Origin of the sequence: Niastella populi, from assembly GCF_002078015.1 — a bacterium.
In the GTDB taxonomy this organism is placed as follows: domain Bacteria; phylum Bacteroidota; class Bacteroidia; order Chitinophagales; family Chitinophagaceae; genus Niastella; species Niastella populi.
Genome location: NZ_LWBP01000002.1, coordinates 86,095 through 103,668, shown reverse-complemented (window position 1 = coordinate 103,668; position 17,574 = coordinate 86,095). Strand labels below are relative to the sequence as shown.

At 44.7% G+C, this 17,574-nt stretch carries 13 protein-coding genes; 3 read left to right on the top strand and 10 right to left on the bottom strand.

What is annotated here, in order from left to right; genetic code table 11:
• The first annotated feature begins 266 nt into the window (after positions 1–266).
• Both A4R26_RS02810 and A4R26_RS02805 read left to right on the top strand, forming a co-directional pair.
• Positions 267–3,194, top strand: a complete 2,928-nt coding sequence (locus A4R26_RS02810; protein ID WP_242674800.1) for a serine hydrolase domain-containing protein — start codon at positions 267–269, stop codon at positions 3,192–3,194.
• Positions 3,195–3,296: 102 nt separating this feature from the next.
• A complete protein-coding gene (locus A4R26_RS02805) occupies positions 3,297–3,806 on the top strand; it encodes a DinB family protein (protein WP_081159847.1) in 510 nt (169 codons plus the stop codon).
• Between the two features lie 6 nt (positions 3,807–3,812).
• Here A4R26_RS02805 and A4R26_RS02800 read toward each other — a convergent pair whose 3' ends face one another.
• Positions 3,813–4,673: a polysaccharide deacetylase family protein gene (locus A4R26_RS02800; RefSeq protein WP_081159843.1), complete on the bottom strand. Its 861-nt coding sequence runs from the start codon at positions 4,671–4,673 to the stop codon at positions 3,813–3,815.
• Between the two features lie 365 nt (positions 4,674–5,038).
• On the opposite strand from A4R26_RS02800, the gene A4R26_RS02795 reads away from it, so the two are divergent.
• The gene (locus A4R26_RS02795; RefSeq protein ID WP_081159838.1) at positions 5,039–6,895 is read left to right on the top strand and encodes a 2-oxoacid:acceptor oxidoreductase subunit alpha; all 1,857 of its coding nucleotides are present in this window, start codon (positions 5,039–5,041) and stop codon (positions 6,893–6,895) included.
• A gap of 99 nt (positions 6,896–6,994) precedes the next feature.
• Here A4R26_RS02795 and A4R26_RS02790 read toward each other — a convergent pair whose 3' ends face one another.
• The 9 genes from A4R26_RS02790 to A4R26_RS02750 form a co-directional block, all read right to left on the bottom strand.
• Positions 6,995–7,606, bottom strand: a complete 612-nt coding sequence (locus tag A4R26_RS02790) for a hypothetical protein (RefSeq protein WP_081159834.1) — start codon at positions 7,604–7,606, stop codon at positions 6,995–6,997.
• Between the two features lie 305 nt (positions 7,607–7,911).
• On the bottom strand, positions 7,912–8,448 hold the full coding sequence (locus tag A4R26_RS02785) for a hypothetical protein (protein ID WP_133054515.1): 537 nt from the start codon (positions 8,446–8,448) through the stop codon (positions 7,912–7,914).
• 107 nt (positions 8,449–8,555) lie between these two features.
• Complete coding sequence (locus A4R26_RS02780) at positions 8,556–9,662, bottom strand: adenylate/guanylate cyclase domain-containing protein (protein ID WP_081159830.1); 1,107 nt, start codon at positions 9,660–9,662, stop codon at positions 8,556–8,558.
• Positions 9,663–9,665: 3 nt separating this feature from the next.
• Positions 9,666–10,910: a Pycsar system effector family protein gene (locus A4R26_RS02775; protein ID WP_081159829.1), complete on the bottom strand. Its 1,245-nt coding sequence runs from the start codon at positions 10,908–10,910 to the stop codon at positions 9,666–9,668.
• A gap of 10 nt (positions 10,911–10,920) precedes the next feature.
• On the bottom strand, positions 10,921–14,562 hold the full coding sequence (locus A4R26_RS02770) for a BamA/TamA family outer membrane protein (RefSeq protein ID WP_081159828.1): 3,642 nt from the start codon (positions 14,560–14,562) through the stop codon (positions 10,921–10,923).
• Positions 14,559–15,416 carry an SdiA-regulated domain-containing protein gene (locus A4R26_RS02765; RefSeq protein ID WP_081159827.1) on the bottom strand — a complete coding sequence of 286 codons (858 nt, stop codon included), beginning with the start codon at positions 15,414–15,416 and terminating at the stop codon, positions 14,559–14,561. The genes A4R26_RS02770 and A4R26_RS02765 overlap by 4 nt, the downstream gene beginning before the upstream one ends.
• Before the next feature lie 665 nt (positions 15,417–16,081).
• Positions 16,082–16,732, bottom strand: a complete 651-nt coding sequence (nth, locus tag A4R26_RS02760) for an endonuclease III (protein WP_081159823.1) — start codon at positions 16,730–16,732, stop codon at positions 16,082–16,084.
• A 94-nt stretch (positions 16,733–16,826) separates the two neighbouring features.
• Entirely contained in the window at positions 16,827–17,060 is a 234-nt protein-coding gene (locus A4R26_RS02755; RefSeq protein ID WP_081159819.1) for a hypothetical protein, read from the bottom strand.
• Between the two features lie 173 nt (positions 17,061–17,233).
• A complete protein-coding gene (locus A4R26_RS02750; protein ID WP_081159815.1) occupies positions 17,234–17,530 on the bottom strand; it encodes an FtsB family cell division protein in 297 nt (98 codons plus the stop codon).
• Positions 17,531–17,574: the final 44 nt, after the last annotated feature.

The window sequence follows — 17,574 nt, the reverse complement described above, 5'->3', positions numbered from 1 at the left end:
TTTGGTGGGGCAAATGTAAGATTATTTGATTGCATATTCCAGCGCTCAAAAGCCTGCAGTAAAACAAGTCCTTAATACAGCGAACCTGGCAGGCATTTTGGTTACAACATTCAGCTTTTCTGCTGTAAGATCAATGGGTTACAGCCTTTCGCGCGCATAAAAACGCACGCAATATTAGAAGAATTTTAATGGATCCAAACCCTTATTAACACTAAATTTGGTGCTCATTTCTGCCTTATTAAAATCACTTCATGTACATGAGGAATATGTTCAAAACTATTGGTTCTTTTCTATTGGTCAGTTTGGTTTGCAGTCAGGTTATGGCACAGCGTTCTTCGGGTGATCCGGCTGCCGATCGTTGGGTTGACAGTGTTTTCAGAACGTTATCAAAAAATCAGAAAATAGCCCAGTTGATGGTGGTGCGGGTTTCGTCGATCGGTGCCGACCGTACGATCGTATTTTACGATAAAGAGGTTGAAGCGGCCATTCGCAAATACAATATTGGCGGGTTATGTCTTTTTCAGGGTGCGCCGGTTAAACAGGCTACCATCCTGAACCGTTTACAGGCGGTTGCCAAAACCCCGTTACTGGTGACCATAGATGCCGAAAATGGGGTTGGCATGCGTATGGACAGCGTTCTTGGCCTTCCCCGGCAAATGATGATGGGCGCAGTTCAGAACCAGTCGCTGATTTATGAATACGGCCGGGTGGTGGGCGAACAATGCAAACGAATAGGCATTCAGGTGAATTATGCACCGGTGGTTGATATAAACAATAATCCCAATAACCCCGTTATCAACGACCGCTCATTCGGGGAAGACAAATACAAGGTAGCCGAATACGGTATTGCCTATATGAAAGGCATGCAGGACGTTGGGGTTATGGGATGCGCCAAACACTTTCCCGGTCATGGCGATGTTGATGTTGACTCCCACTACGATCTGCCTGTTATCAATAAGTCGAAATCTGAGCTCTATTCCATGGAGCTGTATCCTTTTGAACAGATCTTCAAAGCCGGCGTCGGCAGCGTTATGGTGGCGCACTTAGCCATACCCTCTATTGACAGTAGTATGCACAGGCCTACTTCCATCTCATATAACAGTGTTACGCAACTGCTGCGTAAGGAGCTTAATTATAACGGCTTAACATTTACCGATGCCCTTGAAATGAAGGGGGTGGCCAAATATTTTCCCGATGGCGAGGCCTCGCGTGAGGCGTTGATCGCCGGTAACGATATGCTGTGCCTGCCCGGCGATATTCCCGGCAGTATTAAAAAAGTTCGTAAGGCCATTCGCAAACGAAAATTACACTGGAGCGATATCAATGAGCACGTAAGAAAAGTGTTATACGCCAAGTACCGGTATGGACTGGCTAACTGGCGCCCGGTCGATACGGCTAACCTCACGGCCGATCTTAACAGCAAGGTAGCTGCAACGCGCCGGGCCATTGCCAAAAACGCGCTTACCCTGTTACGCAATGATGACCCGGCAATTTTCCCTTTGTTCAAAGGACAACGGGTTGCTTATGTTGGTGTGGGCTTAACACAGGATAATGTTTTTGCCGAACATGTTCGCCGTGATTATAATGCGCAGGTATTTTATTTCGATTATAAGAAAGACAGTTCTGCAGTGGCGCCAATGCTGCAACAATTGAAAGAGCAGTATGATGTTGTGATCATTGGCGTGCATAAGTTTGCCCGCTATCCTGCCAACAACTTCGGCATCAGTAAACCTGCGCTGTATTTGATGCAGGGATTGCAACAACAACAAAAGACCATCACTTTTGTATTCGGCAACCCCTATGCTATAAAAAATATGTGCGATGCACGGGTTTTGGTAGCTGCTTATGAAGATGATGATATTACCCAAACAATAGCCTGCGACCTGCTGCACGGCCGTTTTATGGCCGGTGGTAAATTGCCGGTAACCGTTTGCCCTTCTTTTAAATTTGGCGATGGTATTATTGCAAAACGGCTGCTGCCTTCCATTCCTGCCAGCCAGTTGGGTTTTAATGAGGCTAAACTCACCACCTCTATCGATTCTATAGTAAATGACGCAATTAAACAAAAAGCCATTCCCGGCGCAGTAGTGCTGGTGGCAAAAGATGGTAAAATAGCCTATGAAAAAGCATTTGGTTATCTTACCTACGACAGCATAGAACCGGTATATCCTGAAACCATCTACGATCTTGCTTCGGTTACCAAGATCATGGCAACTACCTTATCGGTAATGAAGTTATACGATGAAGGCAAACTCGATCTGCAAAAGACGCTGGGCGATTATTTACCCCGCGTGCGCGGCAGTAACAAAGCGCCATTGAAGTTGTGGGATATCCTGTTGCACCAGGCCGGGTTGAAATCATTCATTCCTTTTTACCGCGAAACGCTCGACGCCTCGAACGGCCATCTGCCGCTTTCTGCATTATACCGTTCTTCGCCCGATTCGGTATATAATGTTCCTGTAGCTGCGAACTTATATATCAGAAAAAATTGGGAAGATACCATGATGAACCGCATTCTGAAAAGCGAGCTGGCGCCGCATGGTAAATACATTTACAGCGATAACGATTATATCTACCTCGGCAAGATCGTGGAGGCCATTACGCATATGCCGCTCGATCAGTATGTAAAGAAAACGTTTTATGATAAACTGAACCTGGCTACAACAGGCTTTAACCCGGCGCAGCGGTTTCCGCTCGATTATATTGCACCAACCGAGCGCGAAAAAGAATTCCGCGCCCAGCTTATACATGGTTATGTACATGATCCCGGCGCAGCCATGTTTGGCGGCGTGGCCGGGCATGCCGGTTTGTTCAGTAATGCCTATGAAGTGGGTGTGCTGGCTCAAATGCTGATGAACGGCGGCGTATTGAACGGACAGAATTTTTTCAGCCGTAAAACCGTTGAATATTTCAACCAGTATCATAGCAGCATCAGCCGCAGGGGTTTAGGTTTCGATAAACCTGAGAAAGATAACGCAAACCGCCCGGAGCCATATCCCTGTACTTATGCTTCGCCGCAAACCTTTGGCCACACCGGTTTTACCGGCACCTGTTTCTGGGTTGATCCTAAATACAACCTCATATTCGTATTTCTTTCGAACCGGGTTAACAGTGCCGATGTAAACAAATTCCTGCGCATGAGTGTTCGCCCTAAAGTGCATGATGCAATTTATCAGTCGTTGAAGCCTTATTAAGATCATAGCAAACAAATATAAAAATGCCGTTCCGCGTTACCGGAACGGCATTTGCTTTTTTAGAAGAACATGGTTGTACCTTTATCGTCTCATTTTCCCACTATGGCAAAAACGAATCAACCTGAAGTTTGGCTGCGCGGTGCATTGGACGGTATACCCGCATTGCTGCAGCCGGTAGCTCATGCTTTATTACAGGCAAAGGAAGAGATCCATGAAATGATGAACGACTTTCCTGTTGACCTGCTTTGGCAGCGCCCTGCAGGGGTAGCATCGCCCGCTTTTCATTTACAACACATAGCAGGCGTGCTCAACCGGTTATTTACCTATGCAGCCGGCCGGCAGCTGACTTCGCAGCAACTGGAATACCTGAAAGCGGAAGGCGTGCAGGCAGAAGGCATCAACATTCCATTGCTGCTCAATAAGCTGGATGAGCAAATACATTCATCAATTGAAATGCTGAAGACCATTGATGAAACCAGGCTCACCGAGCCAAGAGGCGTTGGCCGTATGCAACTGCCGTCGACCGTTTTGGGTTTATTGTTCCATGCTGCGGAACATACCATGCGCCATACTGGTCAATTGAATATTACCGTTCGGATATTGAAAGGATAGTATAAATCACTGCGGTGCTTTAACTCCCGGATACTTACTGGCAACCACCAGTTCATATTCTTCCCGTTTTTTTAAGGTTTTGATAAGCTCGTGCAGTTCGCAACTGTCATCGGGGTCATCATATACCTGATCGTGGGCCAGCACCACCAGGTGTTCGGGTACTTTTGTTCTGTTATGCGCGAACAGGCTGTCGATCTCCTGCATGAGGTCGGCCGATCTGTTTTTAAGCGTGAATGTTTTGTGATCGTAATGCCATTCAAGGTCCCAGCCCATAATGGTAAACCCGGCCTTTTGTAACGAATCGGCGGCAGCGGCGCTTTTTTTCAGATCGGTAAATGTGAGCGTATCAACACGCCAGATATTTCTGCCCGGCGTTCGTACGATCGTGTTGTTAAGATCGAGGCTGTCGTGGCAGCGCATGAAATCTTTTACAACGGAATCGGGTTGCCGATAAAAGCGTTCATAACGATTATGTGCATGGGTGTAGCTGTGGTTGCACAACTCAATGGAGTCGGCTATTCGCAAACTATCGAATGTGGCATGTTGCGAAGTGCTGGCAAATACATGCTCGCCAATGATAAAGAATGTAACCGGAACCAGTTCCTGCTGGGCGATGCTTAAAACTTTTCGGGTGCCTCTGTTGGGGCCGTCATCGAAGGTGAGATAGATCTTCTTCTTTTTCTTTTTGGGTGGCGATGCCCTGACCGTTTCTTCTTTAGGCTGGTCGTTGGGCACATTGTTTTGTAGATGGTTTAATTTACCCTCGCGGGTGGTTTTGGTGGTTGTTATCAATACCAATAAGAGCATAAGGGGCCGATAAAAGAAGGCGGCGGTATTAGAATCGCCTTCCTCAGCATTTGTTTCCATAATTGTTGCGGGGATTTTAGTTGTATGAAATTATAATTAGCGCAGCGTATTTAAAAAGCGGTTTGGGTTAAAGAATGTGTAAATCGTGAATGGTGAATGGTCAATGGTGAATGGACCACCGAATACGCAAAAAACCTAATATTTGGGCTGCTTAATAAATGGCTGTACGGGTGGGTTGGGTGGCGGAACCATCAGAAAATCAAACCGCTATATCATTTTCCGCTTATCGTAAACCGGGCGCAAACCTTGCCGGGCGTGCATTAGGGCAAAAAGAGTCGTTGCGAAAGCCTTAAACCAGGGACAATAAAGTCAACAATCTGTCTTAACTTATACTAATTTTGCAAACTAACTAGAACAACAGACAAATGATTCGTAAAGAACAGGTCCTGCAGGATGTAGTGATCAAATTTGCCGGTGATTCCGGAGACGGGATGCAGTTAACCGGTACTCAGTTTACTAACAATACTGCGTTGCTGGGCATTGACCTTGCCACTTTTCCTGATTTTCCGGCCGAAATACGCGCTCCACAGGGTACCCTGCCTGGTGTGAGTGGTTACCAGTTACGGTTTTCGAGCGACCGGGTATTTACTCCCGGTGATGAATGTGATGTACTGGTTGCCATGAATGCAGCGGCATTGAAAGCGAACCTGAAGGCCTTGAAGAAGGGCGGTAAAATAATAGCCAATACCGATGGTTTCGATACCAAGAACCTGCGACTGGCCAACTATCCCGATGGCATAAACCCGCTCGAAGATGGCAGCCTTGAGAATTACGAGGTCATCAGAATGGATGTTACCAAAATGACCCGCGAAGCGTTGAAGGAAATTACCATGGGCACAAAAGAAAAGGACCGTGCCAAGAACATGTTTGTGCTGGGTTTCCTCTACTGGATGTATAACCGCGATATGGAAAACACCATCCGGTTCCTGACCGACAAGTTTCATAAAAAACCTGAGATCCTCGAAAGCAATGTAAAAGCATTACGCGCCGGTTATAATTTTGGCGATACTACCGAAACCTTCACTACCCGCTACAAAGTTGATAAAGCGCGGATGGAAGCAGGCGAATACCGTTCCATCATGGGTAACCAGGCAACGGCATATGGCTTAATTGCAGCTTCCCGGAAAAGCGGTTTGCAATTGTTCCTCGGTACTTATCCCATTACACCCGCTTCCGATATTTTACATGAACTAAGCCGTTATAAAAATTTTGGAATAAAGACCTTCCAGGCCGAAGATGAAATTGCCGGTATCACATCGGCCATTGGTGCAGCCTATGGCGGCTCACTGGGTGTAACAACCACATCAGGCCCTGGTATGGCATTGAAAGGCGAAGCAATGGGCCTGGCTGTAATGCTGGAAATTCCATTGCTCATCATCGATGTTCAACGTGGCGGTCCCTCCACCGGGTTACCTACCAAAACCGAACAAAGCGACCTGTTACAGGCTTATTATGGCCGTAATGGCGAATGCCCCATGCCGATCGTTTCGGCCAGTACGCCGAGCGATTGTTTTGGCGCGGTATACGAGGCGGTGCGTATCGCTATACAGCATATGACGCCGGTGATCTTCCTGAGCGATGGGTATATTGCCAATGGCGCTGAGCCCTGGCGTTTCCCCAAAAGCGATGACCTGCCGCCGATAACTGTTAAATTTAAAACGGAACTGGGGCATGGAGAAGATAAATTCCAACCTTATCTGCGCGATGAGAAACTGGTACGCCCCTGGGCTATTCCCGGTGTGCCGGGCCTCGAGCACCGCATTGGTGGTTTGGAAAAACAAAACAATACCGGTAATGTTAGCTATGATCCCGAAAACCACCAGTTAATGGTGAAGATAAGACAGGAGAAAGTTGATAAAGTTGCCGATCATATACCTGAACAAACGTTAGACAGCGGACCAGAAACCGGTAAAATACTGGTGCTGGGCTGGGGTAGTACCTATGGCGCCATAAAAAGCGCTGTAGCTGAAATGCAACAGCAGGGTTATGCCGTTAGCCATGCGCATTTACGGTATGTACGGCCCTTCCCTAAAAACCTGGGCGCCATTTTGAAGAATTTCGACCAGGTACTGATACCCGAGATCAATAACGGACAATTGATCAAGATCATCCGTGATCAGTATTTTGTAGATGCCAAGGGTTATAATAAGATCATGGGCGTGCCTATTACCAAAACAGAACTGGTAATGAAGTTGCAGGAAATGCTGGGTAGAGTTAATTAAATCATTCACACATTATAAACAGCAATCCCTCCAATTCATCGGAGGGATTGCTGTTTATATGACATACCAGATGAGCATATTTTTACGCTACGTGTATTGTTAATCATTCTTTGACTTCATTCGGCCATCATCCATCTTTTTCTTCATATCATCGCTCTTCATTTTAGCGTCTGTGCTATCTGCTTTAACTTTCATATTTCCATCCTTGATCTTCATTTCGCTTTTATCCATTTTCCATTTCTTATTGCCGTCCTTGATCTTAATTTCTTTTTTATCGATCTTTACTTTGCCTTCATCGAGCTTGTAAGAGCTATCAGCTGATCTAACTATATAATTGTTTACAACATACCTGCCTCTTCCATAAATGGTATCGCCTGAATTCATTTCGACATAAAAATCCACCGGTTCATTCGTAATTAACGAGTATGTTATTCTTGTCTTTGGATCGTAATACAGATCAACCGGTTGTCCCGTACTCAGATCGGTGTACCTGCTGGCTGTTGACATGGTATCGGCTGCGGTTGTATCGCTCCCTGGCATTGAGTCGGGTCTGTTACCTTTAGGAACTGTGTCGCCAGGTTTTTTGGGTACTGTATCAACAACGGCAGGATATTTTGCTGATGCGATATAACTTATATCGCTGGTATTGCGGAAGCTTGCCATTACCAGCATACAGCCCGCAATTGTTAAGAGTTGCTTTATGGTATTCATGGTTTGTTTTTCATATTATAAGCAATAATTATGCGATGTTAAAATGGCATTAATATGAATTAAGATGTGGAAAAGCGGCACCAATTGAAAATTTGAGTCTAGCCATTGATCCATGAAATCAAAAGCCGGTGGTCTGGTAGTATGATTGCAGGAATGCCGGAAAAGGTACATTTGTATTTATAGAGGTCCCACCAAAAAAAAAAGACGCGCCACACTCTGATAAGTATGACGCGTCTTTGATTAATACAATACAAAGCCTGATTGGCTGCATTGGCGTTGCGTTTGGCGCTAAGCGTTCTGCGTAATTAGTCTTTCTTTGTCTTTGTTTGTTCTCCCTCTTCTGTTTTCGTCTTCATATCTTCTGTTTTCATCTTCATTTCATCTGCATCGGCTTTCAGCTTTGTATCGCCATCCTTTATCTTCATTTCACCTTCTTCTATTTTGAATTTCTTATCGCCTTCCTTGATCTTGATCTCATCGCCATCGATCTTTATTTTCCTGTTGTCGAGTTTATATTTACCGTCTTCTGTTTTAACAATATAATTGTTTACAACATATCGGCCTTCGCCATAAATAGTATCGCCTGTTGCTACGTTTACGTACAGGTCAACGGGTTCATCGTTGCCTGCAGAATAGGTTTTCTTCTTTTTTGAATCATAATACAGGTCAACCGGTTGGCCGCTATTCAGGTCAACATATTTTGTATTGTTGGTTTGTGAGTTATCAACTGCTGGTTGTTCTGTTGCCATAGAGTCGGCGTTTATACTATTTGTGTTGCTGGCTTCCTGGCAGCTTGCAATGATGAACGCGCTGCCGGTAATTGTTAAAATCTGTTTGATCATATTCATAATAAACATTTATAGAACTATAAGCAATTATTATGCGCCTTTACATTTTTTTGTGTTTATACAGCCAATGGGGAAAAATGGCAACAGCTTTATCCATGTATTTAGAATTTAAGCGCGAATAGTTCCATGGCAGACTCTTTTCCTTTCAGGTCTATCTGGCCTAAATTCACTGCATTCCAGTTCTTTAAATTTGTTTGAGCTGCAAAGTCTTTCGAGATGATCACTTTTTCATTCAGTTCGCTGGTTGCGGAACGGAGGCGGGCTGCGGTATTCATGGTATCGCCGCTCATGGCCAGGTCTTTTTTAATGACGCCAATTTCACCAATGGTAACTTCACCGGTATGTATACCTGCTCTGAACTCAGGTATAACTCCATACTGTTTTTTAAAGTAGTTTTTATTGCGTTGTAATATGCGTTTGCAATCGAGCAGGGCCTGCAGGCATTTTCTGTTGGCATTCGGCTTTTTTACTGTCCAGCTTACCACTACTTCATCACCTACGTACTGGTATATTTGCCCGTCGTTCTCAAGTAACGCTACTGAAATAAAATATATGAAGTCGCGGATAAACCGGAAATATTTTTTGTGACCCAGCTGTTCGGCAATAGCGGTTGAATCGACCAGGTCGATGAACATGACCGTTCTTTTCTCATTTTTGGGCGTTAAATACCGGCCGGCGAGAATATCGAAGAAAACACCGGGTGAATATTTTTCATTCACTTCAATTATCAGGATCGTAATTAAGAAAATGATCAGCCAGCGGATCATCTGGCTCACGAAAAGAGATGTTTGAAATATCTTGTAATACGATTGGCCCAGTTCGGTTGTCAGCGGTTCTTTTTCAATTAGCCAGATGTAGGTGAAATGTAAAATGTAGTTGAGTAAAAAAGCTGCTGCAACCATTATAATGCTTTTTATTACCAGGCTTAACCATAACGGCAGATTTCTTACCAGGTGTTTTAACTGGTATGTAAGCAGGTAGGCCATTAACAGGCAAATGCAGAATATAAGCCCCGAGCGTAACAAGAGTACCACCCATGAATGCATGTCGTACGGGCGAACTGTTTCATCGATATGATCGTTGTAAAATTTATACAAATAAATACCGGTATCGATGATGGTCCACAGTAAGGCAATCACCAGCACCTGTTTGATACGGTACTTGCTGATGACGCCCATTCTGATTATTACACGCCCAAAGGGTTTCATATATTAACTGTATGGTGAAACGGTTGAATTTATTACCGGTTGTTGGGGGGTATGCATCATTATGGCTAACATGAAGGCCAGCACCGAAATAAATAAACCGATCATAAATACAGTATACGCCAGCCTGATAAGTTTGTATTTTCTGGCCAGCACAACGCCCAGCTGATGAATATCCATGATCAAAGAACTGTAAAGGTAATCGGGGTCGCGCATCATGGTATTCATGGCCCACTGGTATTCGTTCACTTTTGTTTTATAAAAGTTGCCAAAGAATAGCAGGTTGGTAGATTTATTTAAAATGTCTTCCCGGCTGAAATTACCTGTAGATACTTTTGGCCGCGTAGCCATAATGGCGATTATAATGGTTGCCAGTGATGACGCCAGGAAAATAAAAGTGGGAATGGTTAAATGGGTGTCTACTTCAATACGCCGGATCAATACGGAAAGAATGACGGAGATGATAATTGCATTCACGCTGATCAGTATGCTCGCTTTCCCGTCTGCCATGTTACTTAACTCTACATGATTTTCCGATGTTAACCGCAACATGGTTTGAATGCCTCTTGCTACAAATGAGTTTTTTCTTTTGTTGGCTTCTTCTTTGTCTTCGGTTGCAGGGATCAGCGTATGGCTTACGTTCTTACCTTCAAGGGAGCCTATCTTTTTATGTAGCCGGCGAATGTTTTTTTCTTTACCTTTTTGCAGCAGCTCAATGCAATACGCGGTGTAAAACTGGTGCTTTTCCAGTAGTTCAAGGCTGTTGTGTTCCCAGTCCATTACCAGGGTGTTCATGTTGCGCAGCACCAGTTCCTTCTTCATGGCCTTGTTGGTTTGTTTAAAATCGTCGAGGCCGAAATGATAGGTGTCGGCATCGCAAATGATCATTTCGGGTAATGACTGCGGAACAGGCGGAAATTTAGTGATGCGTATCAGATTGGCTATATTGGTTGCCAATTCTTCATCATCGGTTCTGCTATTCAGGAACGCTTCCATCAACTGCACACTTTTTTCTTCATGACCGGCAGGGTCGGCCATTAAATGACCCGTATCATGAAACCAGGCGGCAATAGATAATTCAAGCAGCTCTTTATCGGGTAACTGGTAATGCGAGGCTATTTCCCGAACTCTTTCAACAACGCTTTCTGTATGTTCGAGATTATGAAAAACCAGGTTCGACTGGTTATGTTGCTTAAACAGGCCTTTTACATAATTTTCCGTATCTATCAACAGTGCATTATATGTGGACATACCAACAGTATTAAAATGTTAAATTCAATTTGGTGCCCAATGTAAAATTCACCAGGCGCTCTTCATTGGATAAGGCAACAGTAGCAGATACCAGCACCATGTTGTATGGTACGTAATAAAACCCGCCGCCATATGCATAGTGCCATAAGCGGCTTCTTTCTCCCTTCAACCAAACCCGGCCGATATCGTTAAATGCTACCAAACCTACCTGCCCGGGAAATACATACGATTTGCTGTCGAAGAGTTTTACGCGGAACTCGAGGCTTGCATAGGCCAGTCCGGTACCGGCGAAACGATTTTTTCTAAAACCCCGCAGAAAGTTGTTTGCACCTAAAGTGAGCGCCTGAAAATATTCGAGGCTGTCGCTGTAAATGTGGCCGCCGCCAACCCGTAAAACAGTTACCCATCTTGCCGGAAAGCTCATGCTTGCATATACTGTCATGTCAGATTCCAGTTTGGTCAATGGCGAACTGTTGTCATTGAGCGGCTGCATTTGCGTAAACGTCGATAACCAGCTTATACCCCGCGTGGGAAACAACTCATCGTTGAGGTTATTTATATAGAAGCCCAGTTTGGCGCCGGCATAGGATTTTACGGAATAGATATTTGATGAATCGAGGCCAACGAGAGATGGCTTACCGAGGATATAATCTTTATTCCTGTCCTGTTCGTTCCAGTAATGGTAAAACGAAGGGCCGGCAAAAACACTGAACACACCGGCAATCTTTTTTCTGAAAAGCACATCCGCAGCAACGTTCTTAAATCGTGCTCTGTAGTATCGTATAGTAGTGTCTTCGCTTACTTTAGTGTTATTGCCAAAACCGAAAAAATTATTCAATGCCGGGTTCATCAGTTCTGCATTCACAACGATATCCCATTTGGGAAATACATCCACAAACAAGCCGCGGTATTTAACCTGGGATGCACGATGTGCGGCCGCAAAGAGTGCCGATAACCGTTGTTCTGATGAATAAGGCTTTTTACGCCAGCCATAGCGGCGATACCATAAACCAAAGCCAAACATAAATCCGTCATCGGCATTCCAGCCAACGTTTATACGGGGGAAGTGAAAAATATCGTACTGGAATTCATTGATATCATAATCATTCACTTTTGTGTCGGTGCTGAAACGGGGTTTTGTATTACCGCCCTTTGCTAAAAAATTCTTTTCGGTGCTCAGGTCGTATACATAACTTTTGATATTGCTGTTTATATGAAAGGTATCATCGCCTTTTCCGCCAATAATTCTAAAGAACGTTTTGTCGGTGGTTTTGGCATTTATATCGAATTTATCGTTTCCCCGAAAACCGTAAAACCGTAATTCTTTCGTTCTATTGGGATCGAATAAACGGTCGTACATGACAAAGCCGCTGTCTTTTCCCTGGCGGGACAATACCTGTACGCGAATGTTCTTTCCTTCATTAAAAACTTTGAACAGTTCCTTTTCATTACTTCCCAATATGTTAACCTGTTTGGCGAGAAAGTCATAATACTTTAAAGATGCCTTGCCAAGTTCATTACGGCGGCTAATGAGTTTGTCAGTGATCTTTTTGCCATTGAGCGCATAGATCTCGGGCGGCATTTTTTTCACTGCATCGATAATGACGGTATCGGGTAGTTGTTTCCTGAAAACGGTGGTTACCGAATCCCATTCTTTGCGGTCGATATCGTTCAGGAACAGGCGGTCGAAATCTTTTGATACTGCTGTAAGGTGAATTACATCGGGTATTTTGTAACGCAGCCCTTTTAAGAAAGGCAGGCGCTTTTTCGATACATAATCAACCAGCCAGCCTTCGGAACGAAAGAAAGCCTGATCGCGGTCTTTTGGAATAGGATAGTACAATTTCCCTTCACCGGTGTCACGAACGCCCCATTTAAACTGATCGAAGTGGCGGTCCCAGTCTGCAATGAGAATATCGAGCAGGCGAACCTTCAATACTTCGTTTTGCACTACGCGTTTGTCGTTGTCTTCGATGATGTTGTTGAAAACGGTGATGGTGCTTTTGGTATCGCTTCCATCCCAGGAGGCGTCTTTTTCCTCGAGCATGCAAACTTTGTTGGCAAATACGGGGCGGTATCTACCAAAGTCAACATCATTGGGCACCAGGAAGAATTCGGGCTTGGCATGCGGGATGTTTGCAGCTTTAGCCAGTGCTGCAACCGGCAGCGGCGCATAAGGATGCGCTGCAGAGATCATGTCCTGTATTATTTCCGAAGCTACCGTATTGCGCAGGTTTTCGGGCAACGCCATTTCGGGGTCTTTATCAATTGTGCGGAGCGACCACAGTTTGCCGTTTTTATCTTCCAGCGTAAGTGATTTGGTTTGTTTACCGCCACCCATGGCTTTTATCTTAAAGCCGCCGTGCTCTTCTTTCAGCCTGAAAACTTTCAGTTTTACCGGCTGCGACCAAACATCACGGTAATTTTTTCCCAGGATCAGTTTCCTCATGGTTGAGGGATTTGTATACTGTTTGCTGGCAGTTGCTACGTAATAATCTGTGTAGGGCGGTATTTTTAATTGAGCGGTATCTTTAGCAAGAGCCGGCGGTTTGGAAAAGTCGATTATATTTTTTGCGAATGTTTCCGTGGCGGTGGCCGAATCGGCATTGACAGAGTAAAACTTAGCCGTTACGTTCTTGTTCTTCGACACCTCCAGTACCGCAAACCCCAAAACCGCTTCTGTAAATAGAGAATTTTTGCTGTTTTCAACCCGGCTGGTTTGGCAACCGCTGCCGCTCACTATGTAGTAATGGCTGGTATCCTGTAATAATTGTAAACTATGATCGTGGCCGGCAGCATAGATCACATTTGGGTGCTGTCTTGTTTCTGCCCGAATTGTATTTACCATGTTGGTATAGGCGGGGTAACTGATATCCTGCGGGCTGCCGAACACACTGCGGCTGATAGGATAAATGGAGCCAATTACCGGAAGCGGGATGTATAATTTCTTTCTTAGATCGGTGAAGGGGAAAATATGTTGTTTTATACCGAAGTAACCGCCATGGATGCCATTGCTCATGAATGGGTGATGGCAGGCCATTATTATAAGTTTGTTATAGTTCTTTTGCAGTATTTCCTGCAGCTGTAGTTTGAATTCGCTTTCCGTTTTGCATGGGCAGTCCCATTCAATACCGGGTTTGTCGTGCGGGTGTAAGAACCACTGGCTGTCGAATACGACCATAACCACATCGTTTCCAATAGGAACTTCTACCGGTCCTGGACAACCTTCACTGGGAAGAAACTCAACATTCTTTTCCCGCATCAGGTTTACATAGGCTTCCTGGCGCAGCAGCGATGCCCAGCCATCGGCTCCGCCGTTCGACCAGTCGTGGTTGCCGGGGATCATATAAACATGTGCGGGTGTGTTGGCGGCTACCGCTATTTGCGAATCCAAAACGGTTCTCGATAGTACATAATTCACATTTCCTTCATCGGGCAGACCGTGACGGTATAAATTATCGCCCAGGTAAACGATAGTTGTTTTTTTATCGGGAAGAAGCTGGTTTTTAACAGCGGACGCAACCGGGTGTTTGCCGTTTATCAATGCGCCTCCATCGCCAATTAAGATAATGCGCGCAGTAACTGAGTCGTTAGTTTGAGCGAAAATAACATGGGCAGCAAATACCATTATAAAGCCAAACAGGTATTTCATGATTTCGGTTTCTTGTTGTATTTAAAAAATAAGAGGTTGGCCGCTCCGCGATCTGCCGCTTCATTTGAGATGATCAGATCTCCCTGCGGTGTAAATGTAATTCCTTCCGGTTGTTTAAAAAGGGTTGCATCGATAGGGAATGTTTGTTTCGGATTGCCTTTCCTGTCGGTTATTACCAGCAACTTGTTGATTGATGAAATAATATATAGTTCATCGGTAATGGGGTGTATGGCTGCGGCGGAGGGTTTGAACTTGATCTTTTTTTCTCCTACCATATTGGCGATGGCCGTTACATTGATGGAAGAAGAGTCGTCGAACTGTTTATTAAGCAAATTGAAATAGAAAGCTGTAAGGGCTTTCTTTTTATCGGTTCCACAGTCTTTGCAAAGCAGTATGAGTTTAAAGATATGGGGGTCGAAGTATAAGATCTCAAACTCATTACCGCTGGCCGGAAATTCTTTTAACTGGGTGAGGATCTGATTATGATCATCGAATGTAAAGGCGGTGATATTGCCATTGCTTTGCAATACATAAAATACTTTGTCGACCATAACCAGGTCTTCATAATCGCCGAGGCTCGAGAACTTCCATTTTTGAATGGGGTTGCCTTTGGTTAGCGGTATTTTGTATAAATAGCCAAACTCATCGCCAATGGCGAAAACGCTGGTGTCGCGGCCGTAAAATGCCACGCCCGAGATCTCATCCAGCTCTACAGGTAATTTCAATAAGTAAGGTTTGTTGAGGTCGTATCCATCGGGGCTTTTATAGGGAATGCCCGCATCAACCGACTGGGTGCAGCGGCTGTTGGTAAAAGCGATGAACACGAATATGAAGCAGGCGTATCTGTAAAGCATAGCATAAATGAATGGCTCTTAGGTTATATGTCAAAATCTGGTGCCATACCAATGCATTTCCGGAATTTAATGCTGCTACATTCAATTTGAATCTGGTAGCCAGTGTTTTTTATTGGCAAAGTGTAGAAAAACGTCTACAAGGGGAGGAAAGAGGGGGCGCGGGACCGGTTTAGAGAAGTTATGGGTTCGAATCCATTTGCTCTATCTGATTGTAATTCGAAAATAACCTGGATCTGTTGGCGCGGGATCAATGCAGACGGAAAATGTGTCATTGCAGATAGAAAACGGTCGAAATCTGTCAGCGCGATACTTGCGCTGACAGAAAATGGCTTAAATCTGTTAGCGCGATGTCCGCGCTGACAGAAAATGGTCGAAATCTGTTAGCGCGATGTCTGCGCTGACAGAAAATGGTCGAAATCTGTTAGCGCGATGTCCTCGCTGACAGAAAATGGTCGAAATCTGTCAGCGCGATGTCCGCGCTGACAGAAAATGCATCTGCGCTAACAACAAATGACGGAAATCTGTTAGCGCGGTAGCTGCGCAAACAGAAATGAAGTGCGATCTGACATTGCCTGCGCTCCGCTAACAGAAATTTTAAAGGGTAATATACCTGTACGGTATTAACAGTAATGGGCTTTCAGGTTTTCAGCCTTCCGTTTTGGAGTTTACTTTTTAACCGCCACGTTCTTCTGATAATATTTGCAAACGGCCGTAATACCGCATTTTTCGCATTTGGGATTGCGGGCCACGCAAACATACCGGCCATGTAAAATAAGCCAGTGGTGGGCAATATGGATCAATTCTTTGGGAATGTGCTGAATAAGCTGTTTTTCGGTAGCGAGGGGCGTTTTGGCGTTGAGGGTGAGGCCAATTCGGGCCGATACGCGGAAAACATGGGTGTCAACGGCCATATTGGGCTGCTGGTCGACCACCGAGGTAATTACATTGGCCGTTTTACGGCCTACGCCGGGCAATTGAACAAGCTCTTCAACCGTAAGCGGAACTTCGCCATTGAACTGCTCCTGCAGCATTTTGGCCATTCCGATCAGGTGTTTTGTTTTGTTATTGGGGTAAGAGATACTTCTTATAAACGGGAACAGTTCATCAAAAGTGGCTTTTGACAAACTGTCCGCGTCCGGGTATTTTTCAAAAATAGCCGGCGTAGTCATGTTTACCCGCTTATCGGTACATTGTGCCGATAAGATTACCGCAACCAGTAACTGGTAGGGATTATCGTACAGCAGCTCTGTTTCTGCATCGGGTGCGTGATGCAGAAAATAATCAATAACGTACTGGAATCGTTGTTTTCTGGTCATTCTTTTACGTAGAATGACTGCGAAATTAAGGGAGTGGATTAATGTAGCCCAATGATTGTTAAATTATTGCAGGCTACGGTTTCTGCCTGAAGCTTTAAGCAGTTGCAATGGCCGATTCACGGGCATATTGCAAGATGTTCATAATAACTTCTGTTCTGGGTGATTCTACGATCTTGTCCAGGTTGCGTGCAGATGCTTTCAATACCTCTAATTTTTCGCGAAGCGTCCAGTCTTCCTCCAATGCAGCTTCAATTGCGGCATTCATTGCCGGTGAGGTTTCTTTGTACAAATAGCGTAAAAGGTCCTCCGGTGTAAAGAGAATAGTCATAGGCAAACCATTTATGTCCTTATAAAATTCCGAAAGAGTCAATTTCGGAGTCCGTCCGAGTTATAAAACGATATTAGGTTTCTCTTATTGTGCGGAAATTGGATGGGAGAGGGCTATTTCGGTGGAAAGATAAAAAAAGGCGTTGAATGATGCAATAGGAGGCCCCAAACAACTTATTCAGGTAATATGAACAAATCTTCGTTATCCTTCTTCATCCAGTATTTTTCCCGGGCGTATTTTTCAAGCATTTCGGGGTTCTGTTTCAGGTCGTCCAGCTCTTTTCTGGTGGTATCTATCTGCTGCAGGTAATAGTCGCGGCTATGCTCTAACTGCCTGAGTTCGTTGCGATGTTTGAAGTGAGTGGTAATAATATCGCGGTCGTCGAAGAATAACAACCATACTGAAAATACCAGCAGGGTAAGGAAATACTTGTTTTTAAGCCAGGATGGTATGTTCTTGAAGATCTTCAAATGCTAGTCAGATTTCAATGTTACAGGTTGCAGGTTACAGGTTG

Coding starts and splice junctions, on each gene's coding strand:
- A4R26_RS02775 (WP_081159829.1), bottom strand. CDS start 10,910: ATGTCCACATATAATGCACTGTTGATAGATACGGAAAATTATGTAAAA.
- A4R26_RS02785 (WP_133054515.1), bottom strand. CDS start 8,448: ATGATCAAACAGATTTTAACAATTACCGGCAGCGCGTTCATCATTGCA.
- A4R26_RS02770 (WP_081159828.1), bottom strand. CDS start 14,562: ATGAAATACCTGTTTGGCTTTATAATGGTATTTGCTGCCCATGTTATT.
- A4R26_RS02810 (WP_242674800.1), top strand. CDS start 267: ATGTTCAAAACTATTGGTTCTTTTCTATTGGTCAGTTTGGTTTGCAGT.
- A4R26_RS02765 (WP_081159827.1), bottom strand. CDS start 15,416: ATGCTTTACAGATACGCCTGCTTCATATTCGTGTTCATCGCTTTTACC.
- A4R26_RS02780 (WP_081159830.1), bottom strand. CDS start 9,662: ATGAAACCCTTTGGGCGTGTAATAATCAGAATGGGCGTCATCAGCAAG.
- A4R26_RS02755 (WP_081159819.1), bottom strand. CDS start 17,060: ATGACTATTCTCTTTACACCGGAGGACCTTTTACGCTATTTGTACAAA.
- nth (WP_081159823.1), bottom strand. CDS start 16,732: ATGACCAGAAAACAACGATTCCAGTACGTTATTGATTATTTTCTGCAT.
- A4R26_RS02795 (WP_081159838.1), top strand. CDS start 5,039: ATGATTCGTAAAGAACAGGTCCTGCAGGATGTAGTGATCAAATTTGCC.
- A4R26_RS02790 (WP_081159834.1), bottom strand. CDS start 7,606: ATGAATACCATAAAGCAACTCTTAACAATTGCGGGCTGTATGCTGGTA.
- A4R26_RS02805 (WP_081159847.1), top strand. CDS start 3,297: ATGGCAAAAACGAATCAACCTGAAGTTTGGCTGCGCGGTGCATTGGAC.
- A4R26_RS02800 (WP_081159843.1), bottom strand. CDS start 4,673: ATGGAAACAAATGCTGAGGAAGGCGATTCTAATACCGCCGCCTTCTTT.